The organism is Achromobacter sp. NPDC008082, assembly GCF_042957345.1.
In the GTDB taxonomy this organism is placed as follows: Bacteria; Pseudomonadota; Gammaproteobacteria; order Burkholderiales; family Burkholderiaceae_B; genus Achromobacter; species Achromobacter kerstersii_A.
In genome coordinates, this window is sequence record NZ_JBIBIB010000001.1 from 255,344 (window position 1) to 267,836 (window position 12,493).

Consider the following 12,493-nt stretch of genomic DNA (forward strand, 5'->3'; position numbering starts at 1 on the left):
ACGCCCCACCGCGCGTAAGCTCCAAAAGGCCGCCCGCGCGGCCGGCCTGGAGCGGGCCCCGCAAGATCTTCCACCACCTACACCCGGTGGCGAGAACCCTAAGAAAACAAATCGCCCCAGCTGACGTCAGATTGCAACTACCCGAGCTCGTGGCGGCGGTGGCCTGCGGGGCGCGGGGCGTCGATAAGCCCGAGGGAATCTGAAGGAACCCGCCTTCGGCGGGTGACGAAGATGACGACGGGGCAGTCCGGAGCGAAGGCTCCGGACCGCAATCGTTGCCCCGCGCCCCGCAGGCCACCGCCGCCACGGGCGTCTAAAGAACCCAACCGACAGCCCATAAAAAACCCTGATCTCTCAAGGCAACGCCTCAGGCACCCCCAGTTCGACAGCCAACCTACTCAACCCATCCCAGATGCGGCTGTCGAACTCTACCGAGTCCGCATTCACCGCCCGGTTACGAGCTTCGTACTCGCCGGGGTATTGCACCGCTTCCACGCCGGGTTGCGGCTTGCAAGCGTGCAGGTAGTCAATGAACGCACCTACTTCCATCGACCGCCAATCCGTATTGAAGTCCACCTGCGGGTCCAGCAGCAATGCGAACATGTTGTTCGTTGCCACGCCGATGCGCGGGTGTTCGGGTTGGATCGTGCCGCCGCCAGACAGCACGCCGGCCAGCAGTTCGGCCACCAGACCCAGCGCATAGCCCTTGTGGCCACCGAACGGCAGCAACGCGCCGGGCGGGTCCGAGAACAGCGCGCCGGGGTCTGTTGTGGGATTGCCTTCGGCGTCGATCAGCGACCCCGCAGGCGCTTGTTCGCCCTTGGCGGCCAACACGCGCGCCTTGTTCACGGCGATGGAACTGGTCGCCATGTCCACGATGAAAGGCGGGCGGCCGCCGGGCAGCGGGCCGGCAAAGCACAGCGGGTTCGTGGTCAGGCACGCTTGCGCGCCGCCAAACGGCGCGACGGTGGGCGCGCGGTTGATCACGTTAGTGAAGGCCAGCAGGATCAGGCCCTTGGCCGCCACCATTTCGCCAAAGTGGCCCATGCGGCCCAGGTGATGGCTGTGGCGCAACGTCAGAATGCATTGGCCATGTTCCTGCGTGCGCTCGATCGCTTTTTCAATCACGACCTTGCCCACGTACTGACCCAGACCATGGTGGCCGTCATAGGCCAGCATCGCGCCGCGGTCGTTCACCAGTTCGGGGCGGCCGTCGGGCTTGGCCAGCCCTTCGGACAGCACGCGGCGGTAGTTCGTCAGGATCGACAGGCCGTGGCTGGTGTAGCCCACCCGGTCGGACTCGACCAGGTGTTCGGCCACGTCGCGGGCGATGTCTTCCGGCACGCCTTGCGCCATCAGCACCAGGCGGCCGTATTCATTGGCTTGAGCTAAAGAGAGTTTCATGATGCGTTCTCCTTAAAGCCAGCCGAGCCAGCGCCAGTAGGTCGCGCCCATCACCAGCATCAGCAGGTAACCCACGATGGTGACAATGATGCCGACCTTCGCAAACTGCTTGGCGTTAAACGTTTCCGTACCCAGGCACACCATGTTCTGCGGCGCGTTGATGGGCAGGATGAAGCCGTAGCTCACCACAAAGCCCAGCAGCATCGTCATGCCCAGGCGGCTGAAGTCGCCCGGCAGCGTGGCCAGCACCGAAATCAGAATGGGCAGCATGGCGGACGTCAGTGCCGTTGCGCTGGCGAAACCCAGGTGGATGACGATCAGGAAGGCTGCCAGAATGGCGAAGATGGCGAGCGGCCCCAGGTGATCCAGCCCGGTGTGCGCCACGACCTGGTTGCCCAGCCATTGGCCCGCTTGCGTCGTCAACAGGGCGGTGCCCAGGCTGATACCCACGCCGAACACAATCACCGTGCCCCATGGGATACGCGATTGCACGTCTTTCCACGTCATCACGCCAAAGCGCGGCAGCATCAGCAGGACCAGGCCAAAGTAGGTGGTCGAGGTGGTGTCGAACTTGTGCAGCTTGCCTTCAGTCGACCAGAACAGCAGCAGCATGATCGACACGGCCATCAGGCGCTTTTGCGCGCCCGTCATCGGGCCCAGCTCAAGCAGCGACTTTTCGACCGCTTCCTTGCCCCCGGCGATGCTGTCGCTTTCCGGCGGCAGCAGCTTCAGGACCACGATGATCAGCACGGCCGACATGATCAGCGACCAGGGCGCGCCGGCAATCAGCCAGTCCGACCACGCCACGCGTTCGCCCAGCATCTTTTCCATGAAGCCGACCGTCAGCAAGTTCTGCGCGGCGGCGGTCTGGATGCCCACGTTCCAGATGCTGGTGGCTTGCGCCACGATGATCATGATGCCGGCGGCGATGTTCGAGCGCTTGTCCACGCCGAAGGCCGCGATAACGCCCATCATGATCGGCACGACGGCGGCGCTGCGCGCGGTGGCGCTGGGCACAACCAGGCTCAGCACGATCGTCACGGCGATACATCCGATCAGGATGCGGCGCGTGCTGGTGCCCACCCGGGACAGCGTGACCAGCGCAATGCGCCGGTCCAGCCCGGTGAAGGTCATGGCGGCCGCAATGAACAAGGCGCCGGTCACCAGCGCCAGCGCCGAGTTTGCAAAGCCTGTCAGCGCCATGCTGATGGCGGCCGACGTGCCGTACAGCACGTTCGGGTCTTTGATTGTCGGAGCCGTGCCCAACAGGAAAGCCATCAGCGTCGTGATCATGATCGCGCTGGCTTCGTAAGACACGGCTTCGGTAATCCAGACCACCACCGCAAACGCCAGGATCGCCAACATGCGGTGACCCGCGACGGGCAGATCGGCGGGCAGGGGCATCATCAGCACTCCGATCATCACCACGATGCCGGCGACGAGTCCGATTGGAATTTTTGCTTTCTTGGGTGCCTGTGAGGCAGGGACAGCGGCTGGCGCGGTCATATCCATCTCCGGTTGAAGTCAAACTGACGACACACTCCCCGCGAGCACGGGTTTATCTAATTCGATGTGTCGACGCTACAGGAAGATCGTGACGGCATTGAGGAAAACCCGCATTGATGTGGATCAAACCGATGGAAATTTGGGCTTGAGGAAAGCCACCCGGGGCATTATGCTCGTCCGCCCGCGCTGGTCGCAAGCCTTGGGCGGTGGGGGTCAGCCCAGCGCCAGACGCAGTTGCTCATCCAGGTGCAACGTCGGCGCCACCCGCCAGCCGCTTTGCGCATAGCGCAGCCAGCGGCCCAGCACCAGATGCGTCAGCAGGCTCGCGTGCGCGGCCACATTCGCGTCCGAGGGCAAACCGCCATCGGTGATGGCGATGCGCAGCGATTGCTTTAACGACGTTTCGATGCGGTCGTTGATGTGGTTGATGCGTTCTTGCAGCCGATTGTCTTCCGTGACCAGCGCATCGCCGGTCAGCACGCGCGTCATGCCCTTGTTGCGTTCGGAAAACGTCAACAGCATGGCCACGGTCTTGTGGGCTTGCGGCACGCCGTAGGGTTCGGCGGCGGCGATCTGGTTCACCAAGGTGAAGATGCTGGTTTCGATGAATTCGATCAGCCCTTCGAACATCTGCGCCTTGCTGGCGAAGTGCCGGTACAGCGCGGCTTCCGACACCTCAAGACGCGCGGCCAGCGCGGCCGTGGTGATGCGCGCCGCATGCGGCTGCTCCAGCATCTCGGCCAGAGTTTGCAGAATCTGGGTCTTGCGCTCGCCGGGTTTGCTCGCCATGGAAGGGACTGCTCTCGCGCAGGCTTGACGGTGAAAGGGGGGTGGAGCGCGCCGCTATCCCCGCAGGGGACGCCGGCGTAACAACAAATCACTGACGGAGTTTACTCGCAAGTCGACGTAGCCCGGACGGTGGGATTGGCCGCGCGAAAAGGGGGTGCCAGGGTGATAGACGTGCACGGTGCGTACGCCGACGCGCCGTGCGCCGCGCAGGTTGGCCAGCGTGTCTTCCACCAGCACCGCGCGGTGAGCCGGCACGCCTTCGCGGGCCAGCACGTAGCGCAGCAGCGCGGGCGACGGCTTGGGGCGGAATTCGCCATGCAGGCGCATGTGTTCAATGGCCCATAGGCTGTCGAACTGGCGCAAGATACCCAGCCGCGCCAGCACCGATCGCGCATAGTGCAGCGGCGCATTCGTCAGCAGCACCTTGCGGCCCGGCAGTTGCCGCAGCTTGTAGGCCAGCGCCTTTTCGGCGCGCACCAGCGGGTTGACGTCGAAGTCATGGCTGCGATGCAGGAAATCGTGCGGGTTCACGCCGTGATGCCGGACCATGCCGATCATCGTGGCCCCGTAGCGCTGCCAGTATTGGCGGCGCAAGTCGTTGGCGGTATCGATATCGACATTCAACGCCTCGGCCACGGCCATGGTCATGCCGTGGTCGATCTTCGGAAAGATGGCGTGAGAGGTGTCGTGGAGCGTGTTGTCCAGGTCAAACAGCCACAGGCGTTCGGAAACGCCCGTGGCGACGCGGCGCGAGCGGCGCATGCGCACCGCCGGCCGCAACAGCAGACGCTGTGCTCGCATCAATGCGAGCTGATCATCGTGCCTACGCCTTGATCGGTCAGGATTTCAAGCAGCAGGCAGTGCGGCACGCGGCCGTCGACGATGTGGACAGAGTTCACGCCGTTCTTGGCGGCGTCCAGCGCCGACGAGATCTTGGGCAGCATGCCGCCCGAGATGGTGCCGTCAGCGAACAGTTCGTCGATGGTCTGGGCAGACAGGCTGCGCAGCAGCTTGCCGGCCTTGTCCAGCACGCCCGGGGTGTTCGTCAGCATCAGCAGCTTTTCAGCGCCCAGCACTTCGGCCATCTTGCCGGCGACCACGTCGGCGTTGATGTTGTAGGCCGTGCCGTCTTCGCCGTAACCAATGGGCGAGATGACGGGGATGAACTGGTCGTCTTGCAAGGCCTTCACCACGGCCGGCTCAACCAGCGTGATGTCGCCCACAAAGCCGATGTCGATCGGTTCAGCGGGGTTGTCCTTGTTGGCCATCAGCTTTTTCTGGGCCTGGATCAAGCCACCGTCTTTGCCGGTCAGGCCCACGGCTTTGCCGCCGACCTCGTTGATCATCATGACGATGTCTTGCTGGACCTGGCCGCCCAGCACCCATTCGACCACTTCCATGGTCTCGGCATCGGTCACGCGCATGCCCTGGATGAAGGTGCCTTGCTTGCCGATGCGGCGCAGCGCGTCGTCGATCTGCGGACCGCCGCCGTGCACCACCACCGGGTTCAGACCCACCAGCTTGAGCAGCACGACATCGTGCGCGAAGCTACGCTGCAAGCGCTCTTCCGTCATGGCGTTGCCGCCGTACTTGACCACGATGGTCTTGCCGTGGAATCGTCGGATATACGGCAGTGCTTCAGACAGCACAGCGGCTTTGACAGCGGGGGACGAAACGGCAGCAGGGTCGGGGGTGTCGGTCATGGCAGCTAAGTCGGCAATATACGTGTAAGTGGTTAGAAAAAATGCCTGCACAAAAACGCGTTTGGCACGCGGTAGCGCAAGCATACGACGGATTGTAGTACCACACGTTTCATATACCCAAAACCCATGTTCATATGCCCGACAAATAACCGTCATTCAGGTAAATTGGGGGCGTTTTCCAGCACGCGGCGCCCCGCAAAAGGGGGTGAATCCGCACCGGTTGGGCATCAGCCCCCAATTTTTATCCTATAAAAGAGGCGACACATGCGTTTGAACTTCGTCCGCTCTGCCCTGATGGCATCGGCCTTCCTGGTGGCAGCCAATGCCGCTCATGCTGAAAAAGTGGTGGTGGGCGCAACCCAGGTGCCGCATGCCGAAATTCTGGAAGTGGTGAAGCCGCAGCTGGCCAAGCAAGGCGTCGAGCTCGACATCAAGGTGTTCAGCGATTACGTGCAGCCCAACCTGCAACTGGTCGACAAGCAGCTGGACGCCAACTTCTTCCAGCACAAGCCCTATCTGGATTCGTTCAACAAAGACCGCAAGGCCACGCTGGTGCCGGTGGCGCTGGTTCACGTCGAGCCGTTTGGCGGTTATTCCAAGAAGATCAAGAGCTTGTCCGAACTCAAGGACGGCGCCACGGTCGCCATCCCGAATGACCCGTCCAACGGCGGCCGCGCGCTGGTGCTGCTGCAAAAGCAGGGCGTGATCAAGCTGAAGGACCCGTCCAACATCCTGGCGACCGCCGCTGATGTGGTCGAGAACCCCAAGAAGCTGAAGTTCCGCGAACTTGAAGCCGCGATGTTGCCGCGTTCGCTGGACGACGTGGACCTGGCGCTGATCAACACCAACTACGCGCTGGAAGCCGGTCTGGTGCCGACCAAAGACGCGCTGTTCATCGAAGGCGCCGATTCGCCCTACGCCAACATCCTGGTCACCCGCACTGACAACAAAGACGCGCCGGGCATCAAGAAGCTGGTCGACGCGCTGCACTCGCCGGACGTGAAGAAATTCATCCAGGAAAAGTACAAGGGCGCCGTGGTTCCGGCGTTCTAAAACAAAAACCGCCCAAGCGGGCGGTCTTTGGAGGCGGGGGCGATGCCCGGGGCATCAACCCGCCGCCAGCGCCTTTTCCACGGTGGCGTGGAATTCGGCCACATCGTATTCGCCCAGATAGCGCTTGATGATGTGGCCCTGCTTGTCGATCAAAAAGGCCGTCGGGGTCAACCGGATGTCGCCGAAGGCGCGCGCGATGTCGCCCTTGGTGTCCAGCGCCACGGGGAACGGCAGCTTGCGCTGGTCGGCGAAGTTCAAGACGAAGTTGGGCGGGTCGTAATTCATGGCGACCGCCACGGCCTCGTAACCCTTGCCGGCGTATTCCTTATAGGCGGCGATGGTTTCCGGCATCTGCTTCACGCACGTCACGCAGCTGGTTGCCCAGAATTTGACCAGCACGACCTTGCCGCGCAGATCCTGCATTGAGAAGGTTTTGCCTTCCAGGGTGGTGAAGGTGACGTCGGGCGCGGTCTGGGCTGGGCGCCAGACGAACCAGGCGCCGATACCAACCGCCACCAGGACGGCCAGGGCTACGATGGCTTTTTTCATTTGATGGGCATTGCTTCTACGCCATTGCTTGTGCCGGCCGCGTTGTTATCGCTGGGTGCTGCGCCGGCGCCGCTTTGAATGGGCGCTTTGGTTTCGGTGGAGGCGTCTCGGGTGCTGCTGTTGGACAGCCGGATCGCTTCTTCGCGGCTGATGGTCTCGAACAGTTTAACCACCTTGGCCACGCCGCCCACGTCCGCGGTGGCGTTGGCGGCGTACTCGCCTTCAGCCTGCGTGACCTTGCCCATCAGGTAGACGACGCTGTGGTCGGTGGTCAGGGCGATGGTGCCGGACGGCACGTACTTGGTGTTGATCAGCGCGGTCTTGACCTTGGAGGTGAGCCAGGTGTCGTTCGAACGCGTGCCGAACGAGGCGATGGGGCCCACGTTCAACTGGTTGATGACCTGTTTGACGTTCTCGATGCTTTGCGCAATGGCGGTGGCCTGGGACTTGGCCTCTTCGGTGGGCACGTCGCCCGTCAGCAACAGGTGGCCGCCGTAGGCCATGGCGTTGACCCGGGCGGTGTCGCCCAGTTTCTGCGAAATCTGGCTTTGCGCCTTGAAGGCCATGTTCTGGTCTTCAAGCTGGATACCGGAGGTGCGGCGGTCGGTGACGACAACCGCCGTGGTGGCGGCGGCGCCGCCTACGATCAGCGGCGCGCAGGCCGACAACGACAGCGCGGCCGTGGACAAGGCCGCGGCAAGCATCAGCGGGCGGACGGCGGTTCTGACGTCAGACATCATTCGGTATCTCCAAGCAGAAGAGCGTCGATGCCGTCGCACAGTGCGTGCAGCAGCAGAATATGGACTTCCTGGATACGCATCGTGCGATCGCTGGGAACACATAGATGGACGTCCATGGGCGTGATGAGTTCCCCCATGACGCCGCCGCCTTTGCCCGTCAGGGCCAGCACGTGCATTTCGCGTGCGCTGGCGGCTTCCATGGCGCGGACCACGTTGGGCGAATTGCCGCTGGTGGAAATGGCCACCAGCACATCGCCCGCCTGGCCAAATGCATTGACCTGGCGTTCGTAGATCTCGTCAAAGCCGTAGTCGTTGCCGACGGCGGTGAGGATCGAGGTATCGGTATTGAGCGCGATGCCCGCCAGCGGCAGGCGCTCGCGTTCGAAGCGGCCCACCAGTTCGGCGATGAAATGCTGCGCATCGGCGGCCGAGCCACCGTTGCCGCAAGCCAGAATCTTGCCGTTGTTCGCCAAGGCGCCGAATAGCACGTCCACCGCCACTGCCAGCGGTTCGGCCAGGACGTTCATACTTTGTTCGCACGCAGCCATGGCGTCGCGAAAGTGCGACGTCATACGAGAGGTCATATCCATGGGCGCGATTATCTCACGGGGCCGCCCCGCTGTTCTGTCCATCCGTAACGACTGTGCGGATGGTCGTTACGGAGCGGGTCCGCCGCGTCATGGCAGCGAGAAAGCGTCGCGCAGCCATTGCGGCTGGCCGGCCTCAAAGACGACGGCGTCAAAGCGGGCGGCGGGCGGGCAACCCGCCCAGTGCCGCCGGGCCAGCTCCGGCAGCCATTGCGCCGCAGCGCGGGCCAGCCGGGCCTGCTTGTCGTGGCCGATGCTGGCGGCGGCACCCCCGAAGCGCGTGCGTGCGCGGGCGCGGACTTCGACGAAGACCAAGGTGTCGCCATCACGCATGACAAGGTCGATCTCGCCCATCCGCGTCCAAAGATTGCGCGCCAGCAGCACCAGGCCCTGCGCTTTTAGCAGACGCAGCGCGGCGTCTTCGTGGCCGTCGCCCCGGCGCTGCATGGGTGAGCGGCGCACCGGCGTATCGTCGGGGATGGCGTTGGGCGCGACGCGCGGCCGGGCGCGCCTGCGGCGTTTGTTTGCGCGCACGCGGGCGGCCAGCGCCAGTTCGCAGGCCAGTCGCAAAGCGTCATCCGTCATGAAGGCTCCAAGGGGTTGCGGCCGCAAGGCGGCGGGCATTGGCGGCTACACTGACATGGTTTTCCGTGTCAGTAGGCTGCAATGAATCAAAATGTCTCACCCCCGCCTGCCGGCGATGCCTGGAGCCGCGTCGCTGAACGCGTTGCCGGGCAGCATTGGCCCGCGTCGACCTTGTACGTCGTGGCCACGCCGATCGGTAACCTGGGCGACTTGGGGCTGCGTGCCTGGCATGCGCTGCAACGCGCCGACGTGATCGCGGCCGAAGACACGCGCGCCAGCCGAACCTTGTTGGACGCCTGGGGGGTCAACACGCCGTTGATGGCGGCCCACCGCCACAACGAAGCGGCCGCTGCCCAAGCCATCTGTGAACGCCTGGCCCAAGGCCAGCGCGTGGCGCTGGTGTCAGACGCAGGCGCACCCGCCGTCAGCGACCCCGGGGCCCGCGTCGTGCGCGCGGTGCGCGAAGCCGGTTTTGCGGTGGTGCCGGTGCCAGGTCCCAGCGCGGTGATCGCGGCGCTGATGGGCAGCGGCGTCACCACTGACGAGAATCCCGCTTATGCGTTTGCCGGTTTCCCGCCGCCCAAGGCCGTGGCCCGCCAGCGTTGGCTGCGGTCGTGGTGCGCCTTGCCCGCGCCCGTGGTGATGTTCGAATCGCCACACCGGCTGGCGGCAACGCTTGCCGATTTGCTGGAAGTCTGTGGCCCTGACCGCCAATTGACCGTAGCGCGCGAACTCACCAAGCGCTTCGAGGAAATCGCCACCATCACGATGGGGGAGGCCGCCGCCTGGCTGGCTGCGGACTCGCATCGCGAGCAGGGCGAATTCGTGCTGATCGCGCACGCCAAGGCCGAACAAGAGATTGACGAAGACGCCGACCCGCGCACTGACGTGCTGCTGGACGCGTTGCTGGAATCCATGTCCGTGCGCGACGCCGCGCGTGTCGCCGCCAAGGTCACGGGCCAGCCGCGTGACGTCTTGTACAACCGCGCGCTATCGCGCAAGAAGTCGGCGGAGTCGGAGTAAGGCATGGCGTACGCAACCCTCGTATCGAACAAGCCCGCCGACCCGCTGGAGCCCATTACCTATCGTGACATGGCCACGCCCTTGGGCGAGTTGCGCCTGGTCGCCAGCCCCAAGGGCCTGCGCGGCGCCTGGTTCACCGACCAGGAAGGGCTGCCGTCCGCCGAGGGCTGGACGCTGTCGCAAACCGATCCCATCCTGGAACAGGCCCGCCGCGAGCTTGACGATTGGTTCGCCGGCAAGCGCCGCCATTTCGACGTGGCGCTGGACCCCATCGGCACCACGTTCCAGCACAAGGTGTGGCATGCGTTGTGCGATCTGGGCTTCGGCAAGCTGGCCAGCTATGGCGACTTGGCGCGCACTGTCGGGCGGCCCAAGGGCGCGCAGGCAGTCGGCGGCGCGGTGGGGCGCAATCCGATCATCATCATCATCCCGTGCCACCGCGTGATCGGCGCCGATACGTCGCTGACGGGATTTGGCGGCGGCTTGCCGCGCAAGCAGGCACTGCTGGCGCATGAAGGCAACCGTTACCTGAGCCGCAACGCCCGCGCGCGTCGCGTTTGCGACGGTCAGGCGGAATTGCCCTGGTAAGGGCGAAGGCGGGTCAGGGCTGTCGCGTTGCCTGGCAAGCGCGTTCCCCGGCCAGCCGGATCACACGCCAGATCACACGCCAGATCAAACCGACGGCCGCGTTTTTTGCGTGGCGACTATTGCGTGGCGATGCTAGGCAGAATGCCGATGCGGTCGGACACCAGCGGCACGGCGTTCAAGGCGCTTTGCCGGTCGGGGTAGGGGCCGATCTTCACGCGGTACAGGTTGTTTGATTGCTCAACCTGCGCGGGCGGCGCGCCCGCCGTGCTCAATTGCGAGTTGATGCGGGCCACCAGCGATTGCGCGTTGCCCGGCTGGCTGAACGCGCCCACCTGCAAATAGACATTGCCGATGCCACCCGCGGCAGGCGCCTGACGGACCGGCGCCGAGCCGGAAGCGGGACCCGCCGCCGCGCCCGAAAGCGGTTCCGCAGCCAGCGCCACCGGCACGGCCGCAACCGGCGCCATGACCGGCAAGGAACCTGTGGCCGATGCGGGTTCGGGGGCGGGCGCCGCGGGGGCGCCTTGCGAGGCCAGGCGGCGAATCTCGTCTTGCGAAATACTTTCCACCACGACTTGCCCGCTACCCGGCCCGATGATGCCGAGCTTGTACGCGGCCACGTAGGACAAGTCCATGATGCGGTCGCTGTGGAACGGCCCGCGGTCGTTCACCCGCACGACGATCGTCTTGCCGTTGACCAGGCTGGTAACGCGCGCATAGCTGGGAATCGGCAAGGTCGTATGGGCGGCCGTCATGGCGTACATGTCGTAGGACTCGCCGATGGACGTGGAATTGCCATGGAATTTCTTGCCGTACCAAGACGCCGTGCCGCGTTGCTTGTACGGCTGGCCGGTGGTGTCAGGCACATAACGCTGGCCGAACACCACGTAGGGGCGGTTGGCGCCGCTGGCGTAGGGCTCGATACGCGGCACCGCATCCGGCACCTGGTCCAGGTTGGACGGCGGGTTCGCGTCCGGGCCGTCGTCCTTGTAATACCCGCCGCCCTTTTTGCGACCCCCGGTGGACGAACAGCCGGCCACGGCAATGGCCAGCAACAGCATCAGGATCAGGTGGAGCGGGCGGGACAGGGTCATGCGGATTCGACGGGTAGTTGGTTTCGGTGGCGCACCAGCAAGGGGTCGTGGTCGGCGAAGCGCAGCGCCAGCTGTTCGACCACATAGACGGAACGGTGCTGGCCGCCCGTGCAGCCGATCGCCACGGTCAGGTAGTTGCGGGTGTCTTGTGTGTATTGCGGCAGCCAGCGGTTCAGGAAGCCGGCGATGTCGTCGATCATCTGGCCGACCTGTTCGTATCCGGCCAGCCAGGTTGCGACGGGCTCGTCGCGCCCGGTCAGCGGCCGCAGATTGCGGTCGTAGTGCGGGTTGGGCAGGCAGCGCACGTCGAACACCAGGTCGGCGTCGCCCGGCACGCCACGCTTGTAGGCGAAGGATTCGAAGGTCAGCACGAGCGGGGCGCGGTCGGCTTTGATCAGGTCGCGAATCCAGGCGCGCAATTGGCCGGGCGTCAGGTCCGAGGTGTCGATCACATGTTCTTGCTCGCGCAGCGGAGCCAGCAGTTCGCGCTCAAGCGCGATGCAGTCCGTGAGCGATGGCGTGGACCCGCCATGTTGCAGGCGGTCGGTCAGCGGATGGCGGCGGCGGGATTCCGAGTAGCGCTGCACCAGCGTGGCGGTGCTGGCGTCCAGGAAGACCACGCGCAGGCTCGTGCCCATGGCGCGCAATGCCGTGACGACATCCGGCAGCTCGGCCAGTTCGCCAGGGGAGCGGACGTCGATGGCCACCGCGACGCGCTCCATGCCGTCGTCGCGCGCGTTGGCGATGAATTCGGTCAGGAAGCGGACGGGCAGGTTGTCGACGCAGGTGTAGCTGGCATCCTCGAGCATGCGCAGGGCAACGGATTTGCCTGAGCCTGAGATGCCGGTGACAAGGACGACTTTCAACATGGT

The 12,493-nt window shown here is 64.6% G+C and carries 14 protein-coding genes; 3 read left to right on the forward strand and 11 right to left on the reverse strand.

Features of this window, described 5'->3' with window-relative positions:
* Positions 1–354: 354 nt before the first annotated feature.
* From ACFZAI_RS01215 to argB, 5 genes are all read right to left on the reverse strand, one after another.
* Entirely contained in the window at positions 355–1,404 is a 1,050-nt protein-coding gene (locus ACFZAI_RS01215; protein ID WP_391565210.1) for an Ldh family oxidoreductase, read from the reverse strand.
* Positions 1,405–1,416: 12 nt separating this feature from the next.
* Positions 1,417–2,910: a DASS family sodium-coupled anion symporter gene (locus tag ACFZAI_RS01220; protein ID WP_391565211.1), complete on the reverse strand. Its 1,494-nt coding sequence runs from the start codon at positions 2,908–2,910 to the stop codon at positions 1,417–1,419.
* Between the two features lie 213 nt (positions 2,911–3,123).
* Positions 3,124–3,699 carry a nucleoid occlusion factor SlmA gene (gene slmA / locus ACFZAI_RS01225; protein ID WP_054420679.1) on the reverse strand — a complete coding sequence of 192 codons (576 nt, stop codon included), beginning with the start codon at positions 3,697–3,699 and terminating at the stop codon, positions 3,124–3,126.
* 54 nt (positions 3,700–3,753) lie between these two features.
* Positions 3,754–4,500, reverse strand: coding sequence for a pyrimidine 5'-nucleotidase (locus ACFZAI_RS01230; protein WP_391565212.1), 747 nt, complete (start codon positions 4,498–4,500; stop codon positions 3,754–3,756).
* A complete protein-coding gene (gene argB / locus ACFZAI_RS01235) occupies positions 4,500–5,402 on the reverse strand; it encodes an acetylglutamate kinase (RefSeq protein ID WP_006216311.1) in 903 nt (300 codons plus the stop codon). Before argB ends, ACFZAI_RS01230 begins: the two co-directional genes overlap by 1 nt.
* A gap of 264 nt (positions 5,403–5,666) precedes the next feature.
* Here argB and ACFZAI_RS01240 point away from each other — a divergent pair, with 264 nt between their 5' ends.
* The gene (locus ACFZAI_RS01240; protein ID WP_391565213.1) at positions 5,667–6,455 is read left to right on the forward strand and encodes a MetQ/NlpA family ABC transporter substrate-binding protein; all 789 of its coding nucleotides are present in this window, start codon (positions 5,667–5,669) and stop codon (positions 6,453–6,455) included.
* Positions 6,456–6,509: 54 nt separating this feature from the next.
* Here the strand turns inward: ACFZAI_RS01240 and ACFZAI_RS01245 are convergent, their stop codons facing one another.
* From ACFZAI_RS01245 to ACFZAI_RS01260, 4 genes are all read right to left on the reverse strand, one after another.
* The gene (locus ACFZAI_RS01245) at positions 6,510–7,004 is read right to left on the reverse strand and encodes a peroxiredoxin (RefSeq protein ID WP_054420676.1); all 495 of its coding nucleotides are present in this window, start codon (positions 7,002–7,004) and stop codon (positions 6,510–6,512) included.
* The gene (locus tag ACFZAI_RS01250) at positions 7,001–7,744 is read right to left on the reverse strand and encodes a BON domain-containing protein (RefSeq protein ID WP_391565214.1); all 744 of its coding nucleotides are present in this window, start codon (positions 7,742–7,744) and stop codon (positions 7,001–7,003) included. Before ACFZAI_RS01250 ends, ACFZAI_RS01245 begins: the two co-directional genes overlap by 4 nt.
* Positions 7,741–8,334, reverse strand: a complete 594-nt coding sequence (locus ACFZAI_RS01255; RefSeq protein WP_013396736.1) for a phosphoheptose isomerase — start codon at positions 8,332–8,334, stop codon at positions 7,741–7,743. The genes ACFZAI_RS01250 and ACFZAI_RS01255 overlap by 4 nt, the downstream gene beginning before the upstream one ends.
* Positions 8,335–8,421: 87 nt before the next feature.
* The gene (locus ACFZAI_RS01260; protein ID WP_391565215.1) at positions 8,422–8,916 is read right to left on the reverse strand and encodes a YraN family protein; all 495 of its coding nucleotides are present in this window, start codon (positions 8,914–8,916) and stop codon (positions 8,422–8,424) included.
* An 81-nt stretch (positions 8,917–8,997) separates the two neighbouring features.
* Here ACFZAI_RS01260 and rsmI point away from each other — a divergent pair, with 81 nt between their 5' ends.
* Positions 8,998–9,939, forward strand: coding sequence for a 16S rRNA (cytidine(1402)-2'-O)-methyltransferase (gene rsmI / locus ACFZAI_RS01265; RefSeq protein ID WP_391565216.1), 942 nt, complete (start codon positions 8,998–9,000; stop codon positions 9,937–9,939).
* A gap of 3 nt (positions 9,940–9,942) precedes the next feature.
* On the forward strand, positions 9,943–10,527 hold the full coding sequence (locus tag ACFZAI_RS01270; protein ID WP_391565217.1) for a methylated-DNA--[protein]-cysteine S-methyltransferase: 585 nt from the start codon (positions 9,943–9,945) through the stop codon (positions 10,525–10,527).
* A gap of 116 nt (positions 10,528–10,643) precedes the next feature.
* Here the strand turns inward: ACFZAI_RS01270 and ACFZAI_RS01275 are convergent, their stop codons facing one another.
* Together ACFZAI_RS01275 and rapZ are read right to left on the reverse strand one after the other, a co-directional pair.
* Positions 10,644–11,621 carry a septal ring lytic transglycosylase RlpA family protein gene (locus tag ACFZAI_RS01275; RefSeq protein WP_391565218.1) on the reverse strand — a complete coding sequence of 326 codons (978 nt, stop codon included), beginning with the start codon at positions 11,619–11,621 and terminating at the stop codon, positions 10,644–10,646.
* Positions 11,618–12,490, reverse strand: coding sequence for an RNase adapter RapZ (gene rapZ, locus ACFZAI_RS01280; protein WP_391566244.1), 873 nt, complete (start codon positions 12,488–12,490; stop codon positions 11,618–11,620). The genes ACFZAI_RS01275 and rapZ overlap by 4 nt, the downstream gene beginning before the upstream one ends.
* Between the last annotated feature and the right edge of the window lie 3 nt (positions 12,491–12,493).